The organism is Chryseobacterium sp., from assembly GCF_022869225.1.
Lineage (GTDB): Bacteria > Bacteroidota > Bacteroidia > Flavobacteriales > Weeksellaceae > Chryseobacterium.
Genome location: NZ_JALIHL010000001.1, coordinates 1387029 through 1412370, shown reverse-complemented (window position 1 = coordinate 1412370; position 25342 = coordinate 1387029). Strand labels below are relative to the sequence as shown.

Below are 25342 nucleotides of genomic sequence, written 5' to 3'. Positions count from 1 at the left end.
CTATTTGATTCAATCCTTGTTGTGGTACCCTTTACAAATGCAAAAATCCTGCCTTGGCTGTCTTATTATGGAATTTTTAGTTTAGTAGTTGTCAAGTGAATAGTTGAGTAAGACGAACCAAGGTGCGGATTTTATTTTTAGAAAGCCCCCTTTATATCATTTTTTATGTTGAAAAGGTTAGTTAGCAAAAATGAAAATTCAAATGTTAATGTAGTGTAAAGGGGGCGTGGCATGGTTTATATGTTGTTGGGTAATAATTTTTTAATCGTTTCCGTTTTCCCATTTCACCTCTTCACCCTGTGCTGCAGCCCCACCTTGGGCCACTGTGATGGGAGAAGATTCCTGGTTAATATGATAAATATAGGCTGCAATTTTTTCAGCATCTCTTCCTGTAATGGTTCCTTCTTTAATGAATGGCCTCATCGTAGGATTATTGGGAGAACCGTTTTCAAGCATCCAGAAAACGTTTTTAAATAAACTTTTTTCTTTGATATTGATCCAGTGGGTGTCCGTAAGGTTAGGGCCGATACCTCCTTTGCCTCCGTCTCCGTGACAGGTCACACAATTGGTTTTGAACAGTTCCTGGCCTTCTGCGATATGATCGGCACTGTATTTTGCTGTTTCCAGATTGATTTGGGGAGCATTTTTCTCATATTCTTCGATGGAAGCCAGCATTGTTTTTGCTTCTTTGCCGTATTCAGCATCCGGATGGGCATAATCTGTAAAGGCAAAAGCTGTTAAATACACGGCACAGAAAATACATCCGAACCAGAATAAGCCTATCCACCATTTTGGAAGTGAGTTGTCCAGCTCTGTGATTCCGTCGAAACCGTGATCAATAAGAATATCTTTTTCCTCGGAGACAGACTGTTTTTTAAAAGCAGAATTCCATAGTTTTTGATAATAGGGAACACTTTTGTCTGCCAGATACTGTTTTTTTTCTTCCTCTGACAGTCTGCTGAAGCTTTCATTTTCAATCATGTCCCCAATAGAGTTCATGATCATCAGAAGAATAATGGCAATCAGCATCAAGGCCCAGAAGAATGGAGATGAAAAATAACCTGAATCACTGGCGAACATTTCAAAGGCCATGATGGTTAAGCCTATGGTAGTCGCGATATATATTGAAATTGGGGTTCTCGTTTTCATTGCAATAACATTTAATGATTACTCTACACTTGCTGTTTGTACCTGTGTTGTTTTGATATCTGTCCCTAATCTTTGCAGATAGGCGATCATCGCCACAATTTCTCTCTGCTCAAGCGGTACATAAGAAGATCCTTTGGCTGTTTTTTCTTTTGCCATCTGATCTTTTACATCCGCAGCTTCTGAATAGATTCTTTTAACAATAGCTTTTGACTGGTTGTCTGCCCATTGGCTGGCAGAATCGATCTGGGCTTTTGTATATGGTACGTCAAATGAGTTTTTCATCAGCTTCAGTTTATCCACCATTTGAGTACGGTCCAGCTTATTGGTGATCAGCCATGGAAAACGTGGCATGATGGAACCGGCAGAGGTAATCCTTGGGTTGTACATATGTTTAAAATGCCAGGAATCAGGGTTTCTGCCTCCTTCTCTGTGAAGATCAGGTCCGGTTCTTTTGGATCCCCATAAGAATGGTCTGTCGTAAATAAACTCTCCGGCTTTAGAATACTGTCCGTTTTTACCTTCAAATCGTACCACCTCATCACGGAAAGGTCTGATCATCTGAGAGTGACATGCATTACATCCTTCCCGGATATAGAGGTCTCTTCCTTCCAGCTCCAACGGAGTATATGGTTTTACTGCAGTAATGGTAGGTACACTTTGTTTCAGTGACAGCGTAGGAATGATTTCTATAAGCCCTCCGATAGCTACTGTAATGAAAGCCAATATAGAAAGCAGGGTAGGCGTTCTTTCCAGCCATAGGTGTACACCTTCTCCTTCTTTTCTTGTACTGCCTATGTTGGCTAATGCCGGAGCTTCTGCAGGAACTTCTTTTTGGAATGAACCGGCTTTGATGGTTTTGATCACATTGATGACCATTAAAATAGCCCCTGAAAGATAAAGGATGCCTCCTAAGAATCTCATTTTAAAGTATGGGATAACCGCTGTTACCGTATCCAGCCAGTTTTTCCACAATAGAGTACCGTCCGGATTGAACTGTTTCCACATCAATCCCTGTGTGAATCCTGAAATATACATCGGAACAGCGTAGAAGATAATTCCTAATGTTCCCAGCCAGAAGTGCCAATTGGCTAATTTTTTAGACCAAAGGGTCGTCCTCCACATGATCGGAACCAGGTAATATACTACTCCGAATGCCATGAAACCATTCCATCCAAGAGCTCCCAAGTGTACGTGGCCAATGACCCAATCGGTATAGTGTCCTATTTTGTTTAAAGATTTTGTGGCTAATAAAGGTCCTTCGAAAGTGGCCATACCATAACAGGTAACCGCTACTACGAAGAATTTAAGAATTGGATTCTCTCTTACTTTATCCCAGGCTCCCCTTAAAGTAAGAAGGCCGTTTAACATGCCTCCCCAGGATGGAGCAATAAGCATGATGGAAAACCCTGTGCCCACAGCCTGAGCCCATGCCGGTAATGCTGTATATTGCAGGTGGTGAGGCCCGGCCCAAAGGTATACAAAGATCAGCGACCAGAAGTGAATAATGGATAATTTATATGAGAATACCGGTCGCTGTGCCGCTTTTGGCATAAAGTAATACATCAGACCTAACACAGGGGTGGTTAATACGAATGCTACTGCATTGTGCCCATACCACCATTGTACTAATGCATCTTTTACACCTGCATATACAGAATAAGATTTCCAGCTTGTGAAAGATAACGGAACTTCCAGGTTATTAAAGATATGAAGCATGGCTACGGCAATCCACGTTGCCATATAGAACCAGAGGGCTACATACAAATGTCTTACCCTTCTTTTGGCAATGGTTCCGAACATATTGATTCCGAAGATGATCCATGAGAAAGCAATTAATATATCAATAGGCCATTCGTGCTCGGCATATTCCTTAGAAGTGTTAATACCCATTAAGAAGGTAATGACGACACTGATGATCATAAACTGCCAGGACCAGAAATGGAGCCAGGATAATGTATCACTGTACATTCTTGTTTTCAATAGCCTTTGCATACTATAGTAAGCACCGCAGAAAAAGGAATTACATACGAAAGCAAAAATGACGGCACTCGTATGAAGCATTCTGATCCTTCCGAAGCCCATAGCTCCCTGAGTGTTAATCAATCCCTGAATATTACCCGATGCCAAACTTTTAATGGTCGTATCATCCGTACCGAATAAAAATTCAGGTAATTCGGGATAAAAAAGCATCAATGCGGCAGTAAGCCCCAGCAGAAATCCGATGAGTCCGAATATGATAGTTGCATAGAGGAATGCCCTGACAATATTATTGTCATAATTAAATTTTTGCGTCTCCATAAATTCCAATAGTGTTTACCGAAGTTATATTTTCTCTGAAACAGCCTTATTTTAGGCCTTTTTCTATGATGAAAATAAATATCATGTAACGTGTATAATGTTTTGCCAAAGGTATTTATTAACTTTGTTAGAGTCTAATAGATAATCTTCTAAACTATACCGAAAACTACTAAAACAGAAACGATGAAAATATGTGGACAAAATATCAGAAAAATCCGTAGGAGCAAAGATCTTACGCAGGAGTATATGGCCTTTGAAATGGGGATTTCCCAAAAAGCCTATTCGGATATTGAGAATTCTAAAGTGAAGATCAACTTAGATATACTTACCAAGATCTCCGATATTTTAGACATCAAGCCTTCAGATATCTGCAGCATTTCTCACAAATGCGGAACGGATGGGTATGAAGATAAATATCAGAGTCTGTTGGAATACATGAAAAAGAATAATATTTCGATTCCGAAAGAATATTTATAACCGGTATTTATTCTGGATATTTGATCTTCTTTATCCTTCAATTTAAATTCCTCATAAAATACTGATCTCCTTTAACCGATGGGATAACGGTGTGTTATACAGCTGCCGCAAAGTTGGGCAATTCAGGTCCTACCTGTCAGGTGACCGCTGCTTCTATTTATGGATATAAGATAGCAAATTAAATACATAGCGATTCTATAAAAAACAGCAGGCATTACTATATTGAGGGAATGCCTGTTTTTTATAGCTCTGTTTTGAGACTCAGCGGGATATTGACAACCCATGGGCAACCTTTCTGATTCTGATGAGGTGGAATTATCAATTTACCCCATGGAATGAGAATTTCTGTGAAAAGTTTTTATATATTTAGCGACTGAATAATTCATTCTATGAGCAACGAAAATAAAACAGGACAAAACGAGACTTTAGTTAGAGGATTAACAAATCGACACATACAATTAATTGCCCTTGGAGGTGCCATAGGAACCGGATTATTTCTGGGAATAGGACCCGCTGCCGTATTAGCTGGCCCATCAGTTATTTTAGGATATGCTTTAGCCGGGATTATTGCTTTTTTTATCATGCGCCAGCTGGGTGAGATGGTAGTTCAGGAACCGGTATCGGGAAGTTTCAGTTACTTTGCCTATAAATATTGGGGAAATTTTCCAGGCTTTGCCTCCGGATGGAACTACTGGATTCTTTATATTCTGGTAAGTATGGCCGAACTTACGGCTATCGGACATTACATCCATTTCTGGTGGCCGGAAATACCGCTCTGGGTTTCCAGTTTATTCTTTTTTATTGTGATCAATGCCCTTAACCTTGCTTCCGTAAAAGTATATGGAGAAACCGAGTTTTGGTTCTCTATCATCAAAGTAGTAGCTATTATCGCTATGATTATCTTCGGAGTTTACTTATTAATAACAGGAACAGGAGGAGAGAAAGCCAGTATTTCCAACTTATGGAATGACGGCGGCTTTTTTCCGAAAGGACTTTTTAATAAAACTGAAAACGGATACTCCGGATTATTTGCAGCCATGGCCATGATTATGTTCTCTTTTGGAGGACTGGAGCTGATCGGGATTACCGCAGCGGAAGCAAAGAGCCCGGAAAAAACGATTCCCCAGGCTACCAACCAGGTAATTTACAGGATTTTGATTTTCTATGTAGGAGCTTTAGTGATCTTATTTTCATTAAGCCCTTGGCGGGAGATTACAGAAGGGTCAAGCCCGTTTGTAATGGTTTTTCAAAACTTAAATGGACTTGAGTTCAGACTTTTCGGTAAAGTGGTTCAATTTAATTCATTGATTGCGAATGTTCTTAATCTTATTGTTTTGACAGCGGCGCTGTCTGTATACAACAGTAGTGTTTACAGTAACAGCCGAATGCTTTTTGGGCTGGCCCAACAGGGAAATGCTCCCAAATTTTTAAAAAAACTGAATAAAAATTCTGTTCCTACCAATGCGATCATTGTTTCTTCATGTTTTGCCGGAATCTGTATCATTATTAATAAACTGGTACCGGAAAAAGCCTTTGAATACTTAATGGCATTAGTGGTGTCCACATTGATCATCAACTGGCTGATGATTTGTTATACCCATTTAAAATTTAAACGATCAATCACTAAATCAGGAATTGAATCGAAGTTTCCATCAATATTCTATCCTATATCCAATTATATTTGTATTGCCTTTTTAGTTCTGATTTTAGGATTAATGAGCATTACAGGAATGGAAATTCAGGTGATTTTAATTCCGGTTTGGTTAGGGTTTCTGTTTGTCATGTATAAATTATATAAGCCTGCTTAAGATAAAAAAATAGGAAAAGCTATTTGTAAAAGATGAAAATCATATGTTGATTTTCATCTTTTTTATTTTATTTTATTTTATTTTTTGAATTAAGATCAATGCCTGCCGATCAGGAAGGAGACCGCACGAAATTAAAACCCTTTGATACCTGTTTTTCATATATTTTTTGTAAATTAGTAACGAGAGGTATTTCAATGGAAAGGGAAAAATAAAGGATTTTCCTCATTGAATTCTCGCGGACAAGCCGAACACCGCTTCACAAAGTAGGCCGGATTAAAAGATATTTCTATGGGCAATTTATTTCAGACTCTTACCAACACGGTTAAACACTGGTACATTCCATTGATCTTCGGGATCCTTTTTCTGATCTTCGGTATTTATGTATTTAGTGTTCCGCTGGCAACGTATGTAACCCTTTCTATTTTTTTCAGTGTTTCCTTTTTATTTTCCGGGATTACAGAGGTGTTTTTCTCCATACAGAACAGTAAATCTTTACAAGGCTGGGGCTGGTTTCTGGTAAGTGGGCTGTTGACAACCGCTATTGGTGTTTACCTGATCGCTTATCCACAGATTTCAATGTCTATTCTTCCGTTTGTAGTCGGATTTACCTTGCTGTTCCGTTCCTTTCAGTTACTGGGTTTTGCTTTTGATCTGAAAAGCATGAAAATAATGAGCTGGGGAAATGTAGCGCTGGCAAGTGCAGGAGGAATTATATTTTCTTTACTATTGATATTTAATCCTGTATTTACGGGTATTTCTTTGGTTACATTAACAGGGGTTTCTTTCATATTTCTTGGAATTGCTTCTATAATGCTGGCACTGGATCTAAGAAAGGTTAAAAATTTTCCAGGGAAAATAAGCCAGGAGCTAAGAGATAAAATAAAAGCGGTACAGGATGAAATTGACGATCTGAAGCGGTAATCAATTGATATAAAGTATAATAAAAAAAGGCCTCGAGAAGAGGTCTTTTGCTTTTTTATCCATTTTTTATCCCATATAAACTTACAATTCTAAAATCCATTTCTGAAGTTCTGTATTTTGTGGAAGTTTCAGTTTTTTCTTGAGCCTGTACCTTTTGGTTTCAATACCTCGTAAACTAATGTTCTCATATTGGCAGATCTCCTTATTCGTAAGATTTAATCTGAGATAAGCAAAGAATTTGATATCATGTTCTGTGAGTTCAGTAGTATGAGTTACCATTTTTTCGTAGAATTCAGAATATACTTCTTTAAAACGGGTCAAGAATAAAGGACTTCTGCTTTCCATCAACTGAATAATTTCGTCAAAAGAATCATTTACTTTTAATTTAAGAACATCTGTTTCGATAGTCTTTTTTTCAATGAGTCTATCTTTTTTGATTGTTTTCCGGATATATATTTTCCGGATAAAGTATATTAATAGTAGGAAGACGACTACAATTATCAGAACGATTATGTAGAAGATCTTTCTTTCCTGTCTCTTTTCTTCGTGTTTTAACTCAACCAGTGTATTCACGGCAAGGTTTACTGCTTCCTTTTCGTTTTTGCTGAGGCTGTCGGTGAGGGCTGTATACTGGCTCAGGTATTCATTTGATCTTTCAATTTCATGAAGTGATTTATAGACCCCGGAAATAGTATCATAAACGGTGAGCAAAGCGGGTTTGTTTTTGATTTGTTGGAATATATCCTCTGCTTTCAGATAATATTCCAAAGCCTTTTTTGATCTCCTTTTACATTATAAAGGTCTCCATAACTGAATAATGCAATCCCTTTTTCAGTAAAATTTGCGGTATTAAAATTGAGAACAGCCTTATTCATATAGTATTCTGCAGAATCCAAATGTTTTTTTCGCAATAAAACCATCAGCCATTCTTGTGTAGGAGAATGCTCCCGGAATCTCAGACAGCAATTTTTTTCTATGGTCCGTAAAGAATCAATGTTTTTAGATTTAAGAAAGTTAGTATACTTCCCTGAATAATTATGAAACAAAAGGTAATTCCTCTGTTTATCATCTGTAACCCTTTTGATATAATACGCTGCTTTATTATAGGCTGTATTAGCCTGCTCAAATAATCCTAATCGGATATAATTCCTACCATATTCATTATATAAATTTCCTATAAGAAGAGGAGTCGGAGGATTAATGGTATTGAGCTCGTTCTTTGCTTTATCCAGATATTCCAGGCTTTCCTTATGTCTGCTGAAACCACACAGTATGTTTCCAATATTGGTGTATACCATAATGATTCCCCTGGTGTCTCCATTTTCTTCATATTGTTTAAGCGCCTTGGTATTAAACCTTAAAGCCCCTTCATAATCCCCTTTCCTTTTATACTCTGATGTTGTTCTTATGGGTTCAGGCAGAAAAGAATAATCCTGGGCTCCAAGAAATACAAAAGGAAAAATAAAAGCAAGATATATTATTTTAATTCTAAAATTAGGGGACATATTTTTTTTCAATTATCTAAACAAAAATAAATTTTTTATGAATATAATAAGTTAAAGAGGAAAGAATAAAATGATCTTGGTAAAATGAGTCATTTTTCTTGTGCAGAATTGGGAATGTTGTACTTCAATAATACTTCATTCATTATCTAATTTTTTTGATTGTTAATTCATTAAGAAGTGACGTATTTTTGAAGTAATCATTTTCTTATTCAATATTAATAGATTTGAATATAATTTTTTTCATTCTTATATGTTTGAGAAAAGTGTTTGTGTTTTGATGCAGAGATTCTAATGATCTCTGCTTTTTAAAACTACAGACCATCCTGAATAATCCTTCGAGGTGACCGGAATGTTGGAAATGGGTACCCATGGGTAACTGTTTTCTTTCAAATCAGATAATAATTCACTTTTTTCATTTACTTCAAAGCTACTTCTTTGGTTGTTTAACTTGTTTTTTACAGTAGTTTATTTTGTGGCGTATCTTTGATGTACTATTTTTTTTGTTCAGAGGCTGTACATTTGCACTATACAATTCGAACACTTAGAAAATTTCAGACCGGTCACATTTTCGAGTTACGATTCTAAAAGTACACAAGAAAAAAAATTAAACATTAAACATTTAAAACTAAGCAAATGAAAAAAATTACAATTTTATCTACAATATTCTCTCTTCAACTTTGCTTTTTCTCAGGTAGGGATCAATACTCCTAATCCACAAGGGTCCTTTCATGTGGACGGCGCAAAAGATAATGCTTCTACAGGAGCTCCAACCCCGGTTCAGCAATCAAATGATTTTGTCGTGCTTAATAATGGGAATGTGGGAATGGGAACGGTAACCCCTACAAATAAGCTTGATATCCGCTCTACAACAAATGGTGCTTTAAAGATTGCTGATGGAAGCCAGGGAGCCAACAGGGTCTTAACCTCAGATGCCAATGGTGTGGCAACCTGGAAAGACCTCCCTGCAAATACAGATACAAGTATCTATGCAGGAAACGGAACATTAGCGGGAAACCGTATCGTAGCACAAGCCGGAAGTACTTTGGCATTTACCAGTTCAGCTGCTACAGGAACCAATCATTTTTCAGTGGATGGAAGTACTTTCTCTGTGGATGCCGTTACCAATAGGGTGGGTATCGGAACAACAACACCTAAAAATCTTTTAGATTTGGGATCAGGCAGCGGGAAAAAATTAGCATTATGGAACAGCACTGCAGGAGATGATTTCTACGGATTTGGAAATGCTGCTGATGTATTACAAATTTTTGCTGGAGCTGCTGCTGCTGGTGATGCATTAATGACTTTGAACAAAAATGGGAGAGTAGGTATCGGAACCACAGCCCCTACCAATGTACTTGATGTTCGTTCAGCAACAAATGGTGCTCTAAAACTTGTTGATGGTACCCAGGGGGCAAACAAAGTTTTAACCTCAGATGCCAATGGGGTGGCAACCTGGAAAGACCTCCCTGCAAATACAGATACAAGTATCTATGCAGGAAACGGGACATTAGCGGGAAACCGTATCGTAGCACAAGCCGGAAACACTTTAGCATTTACAAGTACTGCTACTGCCGGTACAAGTCATTTTACGGTAGACGGGACGACTTTTAATGTTGATGCAAGAAATAATAGAATTGGTCTTGGTACAGCAACTCCCAATAATCTTTTAGATTTAGGGACAACGCAAGGGAAAAAACTAGCCGTCTGGAACAGTACTGCCGGGGATGATTTTTACGGATTCGGAGCCGCACAGAATGTTTTACAATTCTTTGCAGGAGTTCCAACTACAGGAAGTGCTTTGATGACTTTGAACAAAAATGGGAGGGTAGGTATCGGAACCACAGCTCCTACCAATGTACTTGATGTTCGTTCAGCAACAAATGGGGCATTAAAAATTGTAGATGGAACTCAGGGAGTTAATAAAATATTAACTTCAGATGCCAACGGAGTGGCAACATGGCAGAGAGCAGCAGCCAATACCGCTACAGGAACTACATCTGGAGGAATAAATATTCCCTTTGTTGCAGATAATACCTTGAAATATACCGGAACCAATATCAGTCTTCCGCCAGGAAAATGGATGGTGACTATCTCACAGTTGATAAGACTCAATGGAACACTGACAGCGGATCAAAAGATGTTTGTAAGAAGTACTCTTTCTGAAGATAATGTCGGTATAGGAGCTGTGGCCACCCAATCTCCCGATGTAAGCAGCAGGCCTACTTTGATGAGTTTTATAGCAAGGGGCCCCAATACTGGTCTTACCCTGTCTGACGTTGCAGTGGGCGTTATCTATGTGAATAATTCTTCAGGAAATACAAAAACATATAGATATGTAGCGGGAAGTACTGTAGTATACGGACCTGCAGCGTCTACTTCCCAACTGGAAGGCTTTGGAGGCGGTTGGTCGGAAAATTCGATTTTTGCAACGGCTGTTAATTAAATAAAAAATGTAAAGGATAGACCATCCTAAAAAAATAATGAATTGATCTTTTGTCATAAAAAAACACTCAGCTTATTATAAGCTGAGTGTTTACTAATTTTAATATAGTATATCAACAAGTACTACCATTTCGTCTTTTGTTTCAGTAATATCATAAACACCTGGTTTAAGGATAACTCCGTCATATAATTCGTGCTCTTTATCTACATAAAATTTATCGAAATCATCTTTAGTATAGCCTGCTTCATCTTTTAGCCCAATTGGAAAATGAAGTTCAGCCTGGGTATCTAAGACATCTGCCCATACATCCGCTTTTTTATTGGCAATCGATGCTATAGGATTATGATCGATATCGTGGCATTCAACTTCCCAATGCCCTTGTACACATAATGAGAAGCCGCTTTCACACCCTTTTGAAGGTCTGTGGAAATTAAAAGTATCTATTTCATATGATATGACAGCATGTACCCCCGGGCCATTCCCGCATCCGGGTAATTTCTTCGCTGAGGAAGTGTTGTTTTTCTTTGTTAATGTTTCAGTCGTTGTTTGTCCGTCAGTGTCTCTTGATTCATTTGTACAAGAAGTGACTGTTGCAGCAGATAATAACAATACTGCGAAGAGGTAATTTAGTTTTTTGTTCATATTTTTATTATTGTTCTTACCCATTTTGCACTATGCTAGGATTGGTAAGAGATTGAACCTAGTTGATAGCTTTACTACATTTTATACGATCATTTCCTTTCAAATACCTTTGAAGATAAGTCGTAAATAAACGGATAAGATGAAAAATAAACCGATCAACGATAATATTGTTTGTAAGACAGGTTGAAATTTAATAACGCACATTTAACAAGTATAAAAGTTTAAATTACCATTTTTCTACAGGGGTGAAATTTTCATTGTTCATAAAAATATCTGTGGGATAATAAGATATGGAGTCCCGGTTTAAAATAACAGCATCTATTCCTGTCAATTTTTTCTTAATTTTTTTTAAATGAAAATCCCGTTTTGTAAATCTGAGTAAGCTGATTACTAATTCGGAACAGTAAAATTTATTATCGTCAATACTTTCAAATTTTTTATCAAAAGCCAATCGTTGCTGACGAATACTGTCTAATACATTGGTAAACTTTGAATACTCATAAGGCGTTACATTTTTTACTGAATAGACTCCTCCGGATAGTACTTTTTCATTTTTAGGATTAAAAAAATCATCGATGCTTTCAATTCTTAGATCGGTAAAATGCTTTTTGCCATCATTCCAAAATAAAATATGATAAACCTGTTCTTTTCCGTTAATAATTCCGCCAATCCCAACATGAGAATAGTTTGAATTATTAATATTATATGATTTTGAAATTAATCCCGCTTTTGACTTTGTTTCCCTGAAATAAAGATAAATAGTATTCTTTTCGGCTTTTTTTCTGTGAAACATCTTATCAGACATTAAGAAAAATAGCCCGCTGATCATTATACCTGCCAAACCTGTTAAACCTATAACAAATCCAGTTTTTTTTTGAAACTTTCAAAAGCAAGAAAGAAGATTTGTAGTAAGGCTAATTACGGTTACGGATACATTTTTTTTCATCACTATCCTTTTATAGCAACCCATAAAACGGCTCCTACTACCGCTCCAATGACACCTCCTAAAATCGGAGCTCCCGGCCAAGGGAAATAACTTCCGATCCATGCTCCTACAGCAGCGCCACCCAACATATATCCTCCAAGAGTTATATCATCCAGATCACTTCTTCTCGCGGTGTTTGTGACATCATAGACATCCTTTAACTTTTCCTGTTCTATCGTTTTGAGACCTGCATATTCCGGATAATCTTCAAGATTAACGTATAGGACTTTTGGTTTTATCAAGTCCTTCATAATAGCTTTAGCACCGGAAGATATATTCATGTTAGAGATATAGGTATCATAGCCCTGATTATAAGCTTTTACACTTTCAGAAATCATGTAATTAACATCTTTTACATTGACGTCACCTTTATAATCGATTATTTCTAAAAATTTAGCTAATCCGTCTTTGGTTACATAATCGATGGAACCATCCGGATTGGTAACAGGATTCCTAATTAAATCAACGAGTTCACTCCTGTTCTGGATTTCCTTTATCAAGAGTAAAGAGGAGTTCACAATCTGGTCGCTGTCATCTTGTGTAAGGCGGGCAGCAGAACTTCCTTGCATTAAAGAAGCTTTTGGACTAAAACTGCTTTCAGAGGTTGAAATTTGTTCATTGTTCGTATCTGAACATGAAATGGTTGGCAGTAGTGCTATCGTAAGTGAAGCGGCTACGGTGAGTAGTTTTCTCATAATGCTATTAGTTTTTCGGCGCTAAGATATATAAAATTAATTAATAATATGAATATTTTTAATTATAATAGTTAAATATGTGTATTTTATTAGTTATTGCGTATTTAAATGTGTGTTTCGTGGCATAAACGATTATTTTCAGTTAATTTTTTTATCTATTAGGTGGAATCAGACTGATTTAAGAGCACTTATGTGAAATAAAATTTTTAACACGCTGGTTATTTTTAGGTAAATTATTATTTTAAAATGTTCAATTTTTTACATTTGTTTGTAACCTTATGCTCATAAAAGTAAATGAACCTTAACATAATATTAAAGAACAATCAGCAAATCATTATTCAAGTTGTTCCGCCAGATAAGAAACAGTTTAGAATTGAATAAACAGATTTCTTCCGAAAATGTCAGGATATATAATTACTGTTTTCATTTCTTACATTAACTTTTACTTTGCTTTATGGATTCCCGTATTTTTTCATTTTAATCTTGTTCTAGTTTTGCTGAATATTTAAAATTAGAGACATGAAGAAAATACTATTAATGATTGCGTTAGCAGCAATAATTTGTTCTTGTGGGGGAAGTGCAAGCGATAATGATGGTGATTTGGGTTCAGGACCTTGTAAATACAACGGCCATAGGCTTTATACCGGTGAAAAAGGAGGGTGTTATTATATTTCGTCTGGAGGAAGCAAAGAATATGTTGATAAAAGCTATTGTATAGGATGCAATTGAAAAGATAATAATATGCTGATGTAAGCCGATGTGATGATTTATTCGCCATCAGTGGCAGTTTCACGTTTAGTTTATCATAGTTTTGCGGAGAAGTTTGACCTTAATGACAGGAGTTTTGTTACTCATTATCAAAATGAGCCGATATGGGATATAGCGATTTCAAAACTCTCGTTTAGTCCTATTTATTCTTGGACTATATACAATAAAACATCCTGAAATAAGGATATCTGTCGTCAATCTCTCTATCTAACACGTATGTAGGAAAAAGTATCTTAGCTCCATATTCCACTATCTACTCATGCGTAAGAAATAATAAAATTCTTTTATAAAATCTTCCATAGAATTCACGCAATAGTGTTTTCTTTGCTTCTTTTTATTTTAATTCTTTTATATCCAACTTGAAATATAGTTTTAATACGACATGACTTGTCGTTATGAAGCTATAACTTTGTATTCGAAAAAAGAAAATTATAAATAACAAAAAAGAAAGAGATGAACACAGCTTGATTTTACGGATTGTGGAAAAATACCATAGTATTTAAGTTCGCTAAGGAAAAACAATACCAATGAGAGAAAAGAAATTATGTTTTTCTACTTAATTTTTTGAGGTACAATTTAAGGAATTTCTTATTTCTTTGTGTAGGGCATTGGTGTACTTAATGTCTCAATAACTATATGTTTACTAGGTTCTGATTGGGTTTTATCCTCTCAAGTTATTTGTTATATCTAAAAACAAAAATAAAAATATGAAATCATTTTATCATTCAGGATAACATTATCCTTTCGCAAAAATTATTCTGGTATTTTCCTTTTGCTATAAAGGAGAAATTAAATTAATCTAACACAACAAACAGTATGAAAAAACTTTACGTAGGTGCAATTTTTATTTGCACATCTCTGAGTAGTTTTGATGCTCAGCAGGTGGTTTGGCAAAAAGATCTTAAATCCTCCACCCAGGATTTTCTAAGCCAGGTCACCACCACGATTGATCAGCAGTATCTGATCACCGGAAGTTCTATCCAGTCCAAAAGCCAGTCGCCAGCTGCCAACAGCCAGAAGCAAAATAACGGCTATGATTTCCATCTGGTTAAGCTCAACCAACAGGGTGAAGAAGTCTGGGAAAAATACTTTTCCGGAAATAATCACGACTATTTATCAGCAACGGTAACCACCCAGGAAGGCGGATTCTTAGCGGCAGGAACCTCTTATTCAAGCAGAGGATTGGATAAAAAAGAAGAATCAAAAGGAGGTTCAGACATCTGGCTTATTCGTATCAATGAATTCGGTGACGAAATGTGGCAAAAGACATTAGGAACTTCAGCCGATGAAGAGGCTAGGGCTGTAATCCAAACCACAGATCTTGGGTTTTTCGTAGCCGGGAATATACAGAACTCTTCCAAAGGCTACGGCTCCAAAGATGTATGGATTATCCGGCTGGATAAGGAAGGCAAAGAGCTTTCCCAGCTCATTTTAGGCGGCAAAAGCCTGGATGAACTGGAAAAAATGATTCCGACAAAAGATGGCGGAGCCTTATTGGGAATATACTCCAGAAGTTCTGAAATAAAGCCGGGAAGCGGGAAGCAGCAGGCTGGAAGTAATGGGAAGATCAATTCTCATCCCAAAAGCAGCAGCAATTTCGGTGAGGGGGACTACTGGATCGTGAAACTGGATAAAAACGGCAAAGTAGAATGGGAAAAGAACTTTGGCGGGAAAGAAGACGACCATCTGAGAACATTGGCTTTAACCTCTTCCGGCTTTATCATCGGCGGCGAATCCAGATCCGAAAGATCGGGCAATAAAACCGCAGGCCTTGAAGAAGGAACAGATCTCTGGCTGATCTCCCTCAATGAAAGAGGCGAGGAACAGTGGCAGAAATCCTACAACTTTAAAAACAGAGATATTTTAATGGGCATGAATGCCATCCATTCTTTGGATGATAAGGGAACAAAAGGAATCCTGTTAGGGGGATATACCCAAGCAGAAGGCAGAATTGAAAAAGATGATGAAACCTTCTGGATGTTGTATGTAGATGCAAACGGCAATGAACAGTGGCGAAAGCACGTAACGGGAGATTCAAGAAAAAGAGAAGAGAGGCTCTCAGACCTGAAATTGAGCAGAGACGGTTCCATCATTCTGGCAGGAACCAGTGCCGAAGAATTAGGAAAGGAAAACTGGAAAATTGTAAAGCTGGGTGACAAGCAGGTAAACGACTTAATTGAAAAGAAAGAGATCAAAATTTATCCGAACCCAGTATCCGATTATGCTTACATAGAAATAGGTTTTGATTTCAAAAATGCTGAGATTTTAGTCTACGATATGAGCGGCAGACAGCTCCATAGCCTTACAACAAAGAATGCTGTAACCAAGATCAACACACAGCGATTGGTGCAGGGAGCTTACCTGGTGACTATAAAAACGGATAATAACAAAACGGCGAATGCTAAACTGATAAAAAAATGACAACTATATTTAATTGGAAGAAAGAATATATATGTTTTTATCTTATATTCTTAATTACGAATCTCCATAGTCAACAGAGTCTGGGAGAAGGGACAACAACTGCTATTGCTTCTCCTTCGATGACTACAATGGCTAGATATACTGATAATCTTGTCAGTCAGATTACTGGTCAGCCTAATATTAATATTCCTATTGTAGAGGTACCAATACAGGATAGAAATATTAAACATGTATTTAATCTTAGCTATAATCCTGTATATGTTGGAGATAGTAATTTTTCAGCAAGTGATGTTGGGGCAGGTTGGACATTATTCGGAGGAAGTATGATTTATAAAAAAATTATTGGAACTTTAGATGAGGTTAATGACGATGTGTCTAGTCCTGATTATCAAAAAAATACTTTTGATGACTATTACTATTATAGTTTACCTGGCATGTCTGGAAAATTTCAAATAAAAAGGGATATAGTCACAAATACTTTTAGCCTTGTCAATTTAACTCCCAACAATCTGAAATTTGAATATGAAAGAAACAGTAATACTGCTACCTTGAAAATTGAAAATTTCACCATTACAGATGGAAAAGGATACAAATATATATTCAATGATTTTGACCTAGAGGCTAGGTATGATTCGGGTTTTATAATACCCAAAAAAGGATATAAATCGGCTTACTTTTTGACCAGAATTGTTAGTCCGATAGGTAAAATACTTGCAACATATATGTATGATAAAAAATCAAGAACTAGAGCCTCTACCGGAGAATTGATTTACCAGTATTGTAAGTTAAAATCTGTAGATACAGATTTAGGGAAGGTTATATTTGATTATCAATTTGACGAAAGTCTTGCAGACACTCCAAATGATCTGTTTAGCTTGAAAAAGATAGTGTTAAAAAATTCCTATGATCAGGTTATTCATTCATTTAACTTTAATTATATCACATCTAGTGAACCATATGATCAACCTTTGAGAAAAAGGCTTCTTGCTTCTATTGTTAAAAATGATAAGAATGATGTAAAAAATGAAAAAACCACATTTGTCTATAATCAGAATAATAATAATCTACTTCCGACTGTCAATAACAGTTATTGCGATTGGCCGGGTTCTATGCCTAAAAGCTATTATACAGATTATAATTATACCAATGCTCTTGAAAAAGTTATTTCTCCTTCAGGCGGGGTAACACAATATGTATATGGGAATCACGAATATTTCTTTGATTACACGCAAGACTATTTGGATTCAATATTGGGTAATTATGTGGATTCAGATATACAGGAAGTTGTAGCACAGCCCGACCATCAATTTAATATAGCCCAAACCAATACGTATACATTTACGATTTCAGGAGATCCTGCTAAAAAAGTTGGCTTTACGTTTTCGTATACAGCACAAGGATATACTGATCCGATTATTGTTACGCCACCAACAGACAATCCTTTTGATCCAACATATGATCCCAATAATCCAAACCCACAACCTGAACCATTTTATACGGATTTCGTTATTAAAAGCAGCTCAGGTGAATTGATGAATGGTAAACAATGTTTTGCAACAACGGCGGAAACAGCACAAAATACTTATTACGGATACCCAGGAACTTATACACTAGAGTTTTCAGGGAAAGGTAGAAGCTACGGAATTTTCAAGATTTATGAAATCAAAATCAAGCAAGGTCCTATTCGAAAAGCGAAAGATACTCCTCATTATGGCCGTATTCGCTTAAATAAGATTAAATATTATACAGGAATTAACGAAACGATACCTGCTAAAACACTAACCTATAATTATGATAACGAAGATGGAACAGGCTCAAGTGGTTATGTGTTTTATAATGATAATGATGGGAAAGATAATCCTAACGAAGGTTTTATTCTGTATAAAAATGTGAAAATTTCCGAAGCAGGGAACGGTTATACAAAAATCTATTATCTTAATCCGGATGATTATCCAAAATATCAGACTGGAGGAACTCCGTTTTCCCCTATATATTATTATCCTTATTATAATATTACAAAAGGAGGGCTGATTTCCAGGAAAGAAATCTATAATGAGCAGAATCAGTTATTACATTCTGAAAGTTATACTTATGAGCTTGATAATTATACAGATCAGATTCGTGAATTTTATTTTGGCCCTAATCTATACACAAGCAGATCTGCCTATGTGAAAAAGATTTCTCAGGATAATAAAGATTATACCAAGCCCGGAGGAATTGTTGAAGTCAAGAAAGAAACGGTTATTAACTCTTCAAATCTTGCCCCAAATTCTATAAAAGACATATCATCAGATGGAAATATTAAAGAACAGCAATTTATCTATCCAGCAGGTCTTACCGGATATGCTCATCTTGAAAATGCACATATTCTTTCAGAGGCAGTTCAGACGATTACCAAGAATAATAGTAAAGTAGTTTTAAACTCACAGGTTAGATTTGATAACAATAGCCTTTTACCTACTTCTGTAGTTTTCATTAATCCCAATGATAATAGTGTAAAAACAACCGTGAAATATAACGAATATGACACTGCTGGTAATAACCGTCAATATACCACTGTAACTGATGAAAATACAGGAAAAGGATTTTCTTCAGTTATCATCTGGGGATACAACAATACCATGCCTATTGCAAAAATAGAAGGTGCTTCATTAGCTGATATAGGAAGTTTGGCTGATGACATCGTTTTAAAATCCAATTTAGATAAAGATACGGCTTCTGAAGCAGAACTGATTAACTCGCTGGATGTATTTAGAACAAATACTGCATTGAAAAAGTTTCAAATTACAACTTATACATATGATCTGCTTATTGGTATAACGACTCTTACACCACCTAATGGGATAAGAGACATTTATAAGTATGACCAGAATAACAAATTGAAGACTGTTGTTAACGTCAACGGAAATATTATTCAGGAATATAAATACAATATCAAACAGCCATAAAAACATAGATCATGAAAAAAATATCATTAATTGTATACTTTTTTGTGTCCGCTTTGTTTTATGCACAAAGTCTGACTAATACAGAAAACTATACCTATAGCAGAACCTATCTTGAGCCTGTAACAACCGAGCAGCCCGGAGCCCAGCAACGGCAAACCGTTCAATATTTTGACGGATTGGGAAGAAATACTCAGAATATTGGCATAAAAGCTTCTCCATTGGGAAAGGACATTGTGATTCCCGTGGCTTATGATAAGCTGGGGCGGGTATCAAAGAACTACCTTCCCCTTCCTATAGATTCACGGAACGGTGCTTATATACCGAATGCAGGGGAAAATGCTGTAAATGCCTATTATAATGTTCCCAATGCATTTTCTGAAGTTGCTTATGAAAATTCACCTTTGGGAAGAATTGAGAAAGCTGCTGCACCCGGATCTGAATGGCAACTTAGTGGTAACCACATATCAAAAGCTGAATACCTGTCAAATACCGCAAATGAAGTTAAAAGATTTAGAGCAGCAATAACATGGAATTCTTCATTACAGCTTAATGATGTGGTGTTGAATTTTGCAGCTAATGATGCCTATACAACCAATGGGTATTATAATGCCAATATCCTTTATAAATCAGTGTCCAAAGATGAAGACGGAAATGAATCCCATTCCTTTACCAATTCTCTGGGGCAGACTATTTTAGTAAGGAAAATTAATGTAAAAGAAAACGGAGCAGTTGAAAATCTGGATACCTATTATGTGTATGATGATTTCGGTAACCTTTCTTTTATGATTCCCCCAAAAGCGGCAATTGCCAGCACAGGAGCGGAAATCCAGCCTCTACTAAATCCTCTATGTTATCAGTATAAATACGATAAATACAACAGGCTTGCAGAAAAGAAACTTCCTGGAAAAGGCTGGGAATATTTTGTATATGATAAACAAAACAGGCAAGTGTTGGGGCAGGATGCCAACTTAAGAACAAGTGTTAACAGTTTTGGAAAGCCGGGCTGGATGTTCACCAAATATGATGCATTCGGAAGAATAGTCTACAGTGGTTTTTTTGCCAATACAGCATCAAGAATAGCTATGCAGACTGCATTAAATAATATGTCTGCTAATGCTGTTAACAATGAAACAGTAAGTGCTTCTCCATTTACACAGAATAATATTAATTTTTACTATACAAAAGAAGCGTTTCCCACAGGGAGTATGACTATTTTATCAGTTAATTATTATGATGAGTACCCTGAGGGGGCACCTCAACGCCCGGACCAGATACAGAATCAGCCTGTTTTAGCTTCTGCTTCTACTCTTATTACTTCCAATGGACTTGCATCTGTAAGAAGTACGAAAGCACTGCCTACCATCAGCTATACTAAAAACATTGAGAATGATAATTGGTCTTCAGATGCCATATGGTATGATCAGCTGGGAAGAGCAATTGGAAGTTACAGTAAAAACCATTTGGGAGGGTTTACCAAAACAGAAGCTTTGCTTGATTTTTCAGGTAAAACCCAATTGGCTTTTACCTACCATTCAAAAAATACTATCAATACTGAAGTTACAGTTAAGGATACGTATACATATAGCCCTCAGGGATATTTACTTAAACATTACCAGCAGGTTGATAGTGGAATGGAAGAGCTGCTTTCCAATTATACTTACAATGACTTAGGACAGGTTATTAATAAGAAAGTGGGAAATAATCTTCAGAGCATAGATTATACTTATAACATCAGGGGGTGGCTTACCGGTATCAATGCTGCTGATATAAATAATATGGGAAGCAAGCTGTTTTCCTACAAAATAAAATATAATACGGTAGAAGGAGCGGAAGTCCCTAATAGTTCATTTGGCAATCTAAAGGTAAAGCCTAAATATAATGGTAGTATTGTTGAAGTAGATTGGAAGACAGCTTATGGTACTAATGAACCACTTAGAAGATACGGATATGTATATGACGGGTCGGAAAGGCTAAGAGCTGGTTTCTTCCAGGTTGATACCAATCCGTATTCCCGGGAATATAGTGAGGTTATAGATTATGATCTTGGGGGTAATATAACTTCATTGCATAGGACAGGAAGTGCTGTCAATGGAGTCGCAGAGGTGATAGATAACCTAACCTACAATTATCTGAATAATAGTAATCAGCTGGATTATGTTCAGGAATCCGGGAAAGGAAATGCTTTAAGCGGGTATCCTCTTCCTGCCGGAAAAGGAGCCTCTTTACAGTATGATGCTAACGGAAATATTACTCAACATTTGGATAAAGGCTTGGCAAAAATTACATATAATTTTTTGAATCTCCCCTCTCAGATTACTCCAAATTCTACGACTGGGTTAATCAAATATATTTATGCTTCAGACGGTACTAAACTACAAATGAATAATGACCTCACCGTTACTGATTATTTGGGAGGGTTTCAGTATACAGCAAATGCAACAGGTGGTATGCAATCTTTTGTTTTAGCCAATGAGGAAGGATATTACGATTTTGTAAATAACAGATATGTATATCAATATGTAGATCATTTGGGAAATATAAGAGTTTCTTATGCAAAAGGAAGCAGCGAACCACCTGTGATTCTCGAAGAAAATAACTACTATCCTTTTGGATTAAAGCATACAGGGTATAACACGGGAGATACAACTAACAATAAATTTAAATATCTTTACAATGGCAAAGAATTGCAGAGCAGCGGGAATTTAGATTACGGATGGAGACAATATATGCCTGATCTGGGTAGATGGATAGGAATGGATCAGCTTTCTGAAAGTTATTCTTCCGATTCCCCATATGCCTACGTATTGAACAATCCGGTCAATATGTATGATCCTGATGGCAGGGTAAGTGTAGACTGGGCAATGAGTTTTTATAACAATTCCCAGGATGGATATAACACGAATTGGACTAATACCGGAAGTGGTTTTGTAAGTAACTGGGGAGGTAGCATGAGCTATGAAGGAACTCCTACTAATTTCTCTTTTGGCGGCACATCCACAGGAATAGGTAACGGACCGGATGGTGGAATATTTATACAAATACCTGCCATAGAACTTCAGACAAAAAGCAGCTTTTTTTGGGGTCTTCAAATCCAGAGCCATGTCAACAAATACATGGAATGGTGGAATGCTAAAAGTGATTTTGCATGGGATAGAGTTAGGAATGCAGGAAGGTATAGTGATAAGGGAGGGGTTCAAAGTGTTAATATCCTTGCTGTTCCATATATGCTTTTGGAAGCAGTACTTACAGAAGGGCTTATGCAAGCGGGAATGGAAGGTCACTCTGCGCATAGTACAGCTCAAGTAGCAACATTTTTATATGCCATGAAAGCTCCACAAGGGGTAAGTGGGGAAATGGGAATTATTAATAAAAAAGGTGGGACAAGAATTGATCCTGTAAATCTGCCTAAAAGTGTAACAAATGACTTTACTGAAATCTTAGCAGGAAGAGGAATTCCAAGAATGACAGGAAATGCACAAACAATTCTTGAAAATAGAAGTGGTGTAAGTTTAAAATGGGTTGGAGCAAAAGAATGGAAAATAGCAGATGTTCCCGACACTTCATTAAACGGTAGTAGAATTCTCCAACATCCTTCTGGAAAATGGGGATTAGTTATTGACCACAATTATAAAAACATTATACAAATACCAACAAGCTCAGCAGTAAAATGGAAATAAAATTTTTATTAGGAGAAGAACTAATATTGTCGACAAAATACGTGAAACTTATTCGTAAAAAAGATTTTGATAAAATCATTATCAAAAAAGAAGATATTAAATCAGCCAATCTGCAATTTGCAGAAATCTCCAAACAATATTTAATAATTAGAGTCACTTTTAAAGGACTTAAAGATTTTAAAAATGACTACTTTTTTAATGTTTCAGATATCTTACTTAAAACTAAGGAAATTTCTTTAACAGGAGTTCTTGATGATCCTTTAGGAATATACAATCAGGGATATATTGACAACTTCAAATTACTTACTGATAAAAAAGAAAAAATAAAATGGTATGAATTAAATGATAAACAAAAGTATTTTTATTTAAGGGGCTGTTGCCTATTAAGTGGTGTCAGAGAAAATATCGATAACATGAACCCTGTTATAATAATTGATTTATCAAAAGTTAAAACAGATTTGGATGTCTATTATGAAATTGGAAAAGCTTTTTTCAAATCATATGGTTATTTTGGGACTGAATTTCATTCTTTTAGAGACTGTTTAATTAGTATTTATGAATCAATAAAAATGAGAGAACAAACACCTCTTTTAAGAATAAAAGGATATATGAATTTTGAAAAAAGATTTTCAGATAATATTTTATTTAATGATTTTTATGAAGAATTTACCAAAAGTGGTTTTGAGATTCAAAATTCAAAATAGGTCATATTGGTCATGTTTTAAACATGTTGGCAATAAAATATAGCGTTGAAAATCAGCGCTATATTTTTATAAATTGAATAAGTATTGAAATTTTAAAATGATATTTGGGTAGACGGAATAGAAGAAAATTGAAAGTAGACCACTTAAAATATTGAGAATCATACAGGATGTTCCAAATGTGTTGGTAAGTAATTTTGATATATTTATCAATATAAAAGTTATTTGGGAAATGTAAAGGTGAGTTTTGCAAGAAACAGTACAGGTAATGAAGACTGGGTGATGAGCTTTTACAATAACTCCCAAAGTGGTTATGATACAACCTGGAGCAACACTGGAAGTGGTTTTGTAAGTAACTGGGTAGGTAGCATGAGCTATGAAGGAACTCCTACTAATTTCTCTTTTGGCGGCACATCCACAGGAATAGGTAACGGACCGGATGGAATGTATTTTAATATTCCACCAGTTATTATAAATGCAAGAGGAACAGCCAGTACATGGAATAACTCTCAAAATTTAGGATTTAACAGTTTCCTGATGTACAGTAAATTTACAGGGGCTTTGGGACAGGCTACTTATGATATGAATAGTAGCAATATGGGATCTTATATTCTTAACTCCAAAGCATCACAGAGTGTGGCAGCAGCTGAAAATTTTCTGTTTTTAGAGCTTCCGGCATCTTTTGTGGGTGGAGAATTTCTTTCATTGGGCTGGAGAGCAGCAGGATTGAGCCGTATCATATGTGGACCACTAGGGAGAATAACCAACGGTCTTATAAAAATCTGCTTTACGGAAGGTACTTTAGTGGCCACTGAAAAAGGCAGCAGGAAGATTGAAGACATCAAAGAAGGCAATCTGGTATGGAGTTACAATGAAGAAACAGGCAAAAAAGAGCTGAAAAAAGTAGTGGAATTATACCGCAATACTTCTTCTTCATTAGTGAAAATCTCTGTAAACGGTACGGAAATTACCTGTACACCGGAACATCCATTCTATGTAAACGGAAGCTGGATAGAAGCCCAAGCCCTTATACCAAAGGAATGCTTCTTACCACTTTAGATGGAAAAACATCTCCCATAGAATCTGTTAATTTCTTGGATGAGAAAGCAAAAGTCTATAACTTTGAAGTAGAAGGCAACCATAATTATTATGTTTCTGAAAAAAATATTCTTGTTCATAATGATTGTGGACTTCCACAATTATTTTCACGAATAGAAAGCAATATTATAGGCGGTGAATTCAGATATGCAAGTGGTGAATCAATTGAGTTTTTGGCAAATCACAATGTGAAAGGAAGTACGTTAGAATTAACAGAAATGGTTTTTTACCCTAAAGGTTCTGTTGGGAATGAAATGGCTAACACGTTTGGAAACAGACAAATGATTCAAAGTTTTAAAGTTCTTCAAAATTATGCAAGAGAAAATGGATTTACGCAATTAAGACTTCAGTTTCAACGAGCTGCTAATAGTTCATCTGCAAATCCAGGACACCTATTTGATCAACTTTTTAAATTATAAAATTATGAATACAGAATTATTAGAAAAATACAAAGATTATACATTAGATAGTATTGAAAATTTAATGTTAATTATGAAAGAAGATAACTTATCTATGATGCAATCAACCATGTTATTAGTTTTTAAATTTAAAATATCAATTACAGAAGCAGACAATTATATATTAAATTCTAAAGCTTGGCAGGATAATAAACAATCTGTAGAAAAATTTAGAGATAATATTTTTGATAATATTGATAAATCAGATATTAATTAAATATAAATGAGATTGTCATTTTTTAGGACAGTCTTTTTTAGGTAATGTTTCAAAAATGTTGGTTTTCCTTATTAATCAATAGTAACGAGAAATAATAATAATAATAATAATTTTACAGAATAGAGGGTAAT

The 25342-nt window shown here is 36.0% G+C and carries 19 protein-coding genes; 12 read left to right on the top strand and 7 right to left on the bottom strand.

Annotation, left to right across the window (positions count from 1 at the left end; translation table 11 throughout):
* Positions 1–261: 261 nt before the first annotated feature.
* A complete protein-coding gene (locus MUW56_RS06600; RefSeq protein ID WP_292012450.1) occupies positions 262–1149 on the bottom strand; it encodes a cbb3-type cytochrome c oxidase N-terminal domain-containing protein in 888 nt (295 codons plus the stop codon).
* An 18-nt stretch (positions 1150–1167) separates the two neighbouring features.
* On the bottom strand, positions 1168–3447 hold the full coding sequence (gene ccoN / locus MUW56_RS06595) for a cytochrome-c oxidase, cbb3-type subunit I (protein ID WP_292012449.1): 2280 nt from the start codon (positions 3445–3447) through the stop codon (positions 1168–1170).
* A gap of 183 nt (positions 3448–3630) precedes the next feature.
* Here ccoN and MUW56_RS06590 point away from each other — a divergent pair, with 183 nt between their 5' ends.
* From MUW56_RS06590 to MUW56_RS06580, 3 genes are all read left to right on the top strand, one after another.
* Complete coding sequence (locus MUW56_RS06590; RefSeq protein ID WP_292012448.1) at positions 3631–3924, top strand: helix-turn-helix transcriptional regulator; 294 nt, start codon at positions 3631–3633, stop codon at positions 3922–3924.
* Positions 3925–4313: 389 nt separating this feature from the next.
* Positions 4314–5732: an amino acid permease gene (locus MUW56_RS06585; protein WP_292012447.1), complete on the top strand. Its 1419-nt coding sequence runs from the start codon at positions 4314–4316 to the stop codon at positions 5730–5732.
* Positions 5733–6020: 288 nt separating this feature from the next.
* Complete coding sequence (locus MUW56_RS06580; RefSeq protein WP_292012446.1) at positions 6021–6653, top strand: HdeD family acid-resistance protein; 633 nt, start codon at positions 6021–6023, stop codon at positions 6651–6653.
* A gap of 81 nt (positions 6654–6734) precedes the next feature.
* On the opposite strand, the gene MUW56_RS06575 is transcribed toward MUW56_RS06580, so the two are convergent.
* Together MUW56_RS06575 and MUW56_RS06570 are read right to left on the bottom strand one after the other, a co-directional pair.
* Positions 6735–7421, bottom strand: a complete 687-nt coding sequence (locus MUW56_RS06575; RefSeq protein WP_292012445.1) for a hypothetical protein — start codon at positions 7419–7421, stop codon at positions 6735–6737.
* Complete coding sequence (locus tag MUW56_RS06570) at positions 7406–8158, bottom strand: tetratricopeptide repeat protein (protein WP_292012444.1); 753 nt, start codon at positions 8156–8158, stop codon at positions 7406–7408. The genes MUW56_RS06575 and MUW56_RS06570 overlap by 16 nt, the downstream gene beginning before the upstream one ends.
* Positions 8159–8888: 730 nt before the next feature.
* Between MUW56_RS06570 and MUW56_RS06565 the strand changes: the two genes are divergently transcribed.
* The gene (locus MUW56_RS06565) at positions 8889–10601 is read left to right on the top strand and encodes a hypothetical protein (protein WP_292012443.1); all 1713 of its coding nucleotides are present in this window, start codon (positions 8889–8891) and stop codon (positions 10599–10601) included.
* Between the two features lie 99 nt (positions 10602–10700).
* Here MUW56_RS06565 and MUW56_RS06560 read toward each other — a convergent pair whose 3' ends face one another.
* The 3 genes from MUW56_RS06560 to MUW56_RS06550 form a co-directional block, all read right to left on the bottom strand.
* Positions 10701–11243, bottom strand: coding sequence for a hypothetical protein (locus MUW56_RS06560; RefSeq protein WP_292012442.1), 543 nt, complete (start codon positions 11241–11243; stop codon positions 10701–10703).
* 226 nt (positions 11244–11469) lie between these two features.
* Complete coding sequence (locus tag MUW56_RS06555; protein ID WP_292012441.1) at positions 11470–12036, bottom strand: hypothetical protein; 567 nt, start codon at positions 12034–12036, stop codon at positions 11470–11472.
* 155 nt (positions 12037–12191) lie between these two features.
* A complete protein-coding gene (locus MUW56_RS06550; RefSeq protein ID WP_292012440.1) occupies positions 12192–12923 on the bottom strand; it encodes a hypothetical protein in 732 nt (243 codons plus the stop codon).
* Positions 12924–13442: 519 nt separating this feature from the next.
* Here MUW56_RS06550 and MUW56_RS06545 point away from each other — a divergent pair.
* The 8 genes from MUW56_RS06545 to MUW56_RS06510 all read left to right on the top strand — a co-directional run bounded on the left by MUW56_RS06545 (position 13443) and on the right by MUW56_RS06510 (position 25211).
* Positions 13443–13652, top strand: coding sequence for a hypothetical protein (locus MUW56_RS06545; RefSeq protein ID WP_292012439.1), 210 nt, complete (start codon positions 13443–13445; stop codon positions 13650–13652).
* 855 nt (positions 13653–14507) lie between these two features.
* Complete coding sequence (locus MUW56_RS06540; protein WP_292012438.1) at positions 14508–16112, top strand: T9SS type A sorting domain-containing protein; 1605 nt, start codon at positions 14508–14510, stop codon at positions 16110–16112.
* Positions 16109–19060 carry a hypothetical protein gene (locus MUW56_RS06535; RefSeq protein WP_292012437.1) on the top strand — a complete coding sequence of 984 codons (2952 nt, stop codon included), beginning with the start codon at positions 16109–16111 and terminating at the stop codon, positions 19058–19060. Before MUW56_RS06540 ends, MUW56_RS06535 begins: the two co-directional genes overlap by 4 nt.
* A gap of 11 nt (positions 19061–19071) precedes the next feature.
* On the top strand, positions 19072–22737 hold the full coding sequence (locus MUW56_RS06530) for a DUF6443 domain-containing protein (RefSeq protein ID WP_292012436.1): 3666 nt from the start codon (positions 19072–19074) through the stop codon (positions 22735–22737).
* Positions 22728–23441, top strand: coding sequence for a hypothetical protein (locus MUW56_RS06525; RefSeq protein ID WP_292012435.1), 714 nt, complete (start codon positions 22728–22730; stop codon positions 23439–23441). Before MUW56_RS06530 ends, MUW56_RS06525 begins: the two co-directional genes overlap by 10 nt.
* Positions 23442–23663: 222 nt before the next feature.
* A complete protein-coding gene (locus MUW56_RS06520; RefSeq protein ID WP_292012434.1) occupies positions 23664–24497 on the top strand; it encodes a Hint domain-containing protein in 834 nt (277 codons plus the stop codon).
* Positions 24479–24955 carry a Hint domain-containing protein gene (locus MUW56_RS06515; protein ID WP_292012433.1) on the top strand — a complete coding sequence of 159 codons (477 nt, stop codon included), beginning with the start codon at positions 24479–24481 and terminating at the stop codon, positions 24953–24955. Before MUW56_RS06520 ends, MUW56_RS06515 begins: the two co-directional genes overlap by 19 nt.
* 4 nt (positions 24956–24959) lie before the next feature.
* Complete coding sequence (locus tag MUW56_RS06510) at positions 24960–25211, top strand: hypothetical protein (RefSeq protein ID WP_292012432.1); 252 nt, start codon at positions 24960–24962, stop codon at positions 25209–25211.
* The last annotated feature ends 131 nt before the right edge of the window (positions 25212–25342 follow it).

Coding starts and splice junctions, on each gene's coding strand:
- MUW56_RS06590 (WP_292012448.1), top strand. CDS start 3,631: ATGAAAATATGTGGACAAAATATCAGAAAAATCCGTAGGAGCAAAGAT.
- MUW56_RS06580 (WP_292012446.1), top strand. CDS start 6,021: ATGGGCAATTTATTTCAGACTCTTACCAACACGGTTAAACACTGGTAC.
- MUW56_RS06535 (WP_292012437.1), top strand. CDS start 16,109: ATGACAACTATATTTAATTGGAAGAAAGAATATATATGTTTTTATCTT.
- MUW56_RS06550 (WP_292012440.1), bottom strand. CDS start 12,923: ATGAGAAAACTACTCACCGTAGCCGCTTCACTTACGATAGCACTACTG.
- ccoN (WP_292012449.1), bottom strand. CDS start 3,447: ATGGAGACGCAAAAATTTAATTATGACAATAATATTGTCAGGGCATTC.
- MUW56_RS06545 (WP_292012439.1), top strand. CDS start 13,443: ATGAAGAAAATACTATTAATGATTGCGTTAGCAGCAATAATTTGTTCT.
- MUW56_RS06570 (WP_292012444.1), bottom strand. CDS start 8,158: ATGTCCCCTAATTTTAGAATTAAAATAATATATCTTGCTTTTATTTTT.
- MUW56_RS06540 (WP_292012438.1), top strand. CDS start 14,508: ATGAAAAAACTTTACGTAGGTGCAATTTTTATTTGCACATCTCTGAGT.
- MUW56_RS06525 (WP_292012435.1), top strand. CDS start 22,728: ATGGAAATAAAATTTTTATTAGGAGAAGAACTAATATTGTCGACAAAA.
- MUW56_RS06600 (WP_292012450.1), bottom strand. CDS start 1,149: ATGAAAACGAGAACCCCAATTTCAATATATATCGCGACTACCATAGGC.
- MUW56_RS06555 (WP_292012441.1), bottom strand. CDS start 12,036: ATGTTTCACAGAAAAAAAGCCGAAAAGAATACTATTTATCTTTATTTC.
- MUW56_RS06510 (WP_292012432.1), top strand. CDS start 24,960: ATGAATACAGAATTATTAGAAAAATACAAAGATTATACATTAGATAGT.
- MUW56_RS06560 (WP_292012442.1), bottom strand. CDS start 11,243: ATGAACAAAAAACTAAATTACCTCTTCGCAGTATTGTTATTATCTGCT.
- MUW56_RS06515 (WP_292012433.1), top strand. CDS start 24,479: ATGCTTCTTACCACTTTAGATGGAAAAACATCTCCCATAGAATCTGTT.
- MUW56_RS06530 (WP_292012436.1), top strand. CDS start 19,072: ATGAAAAAAATATCATTAATTGTATACTTTTTTGTGTCCGCTTTGTTT.
- MUW56_RS06585 (WP_292012447.1), top strand. CDS start 4,314: ATGAGCAACGAAAATAAAACAGGACAAAACGAGACTTTAGTTAGAGGA.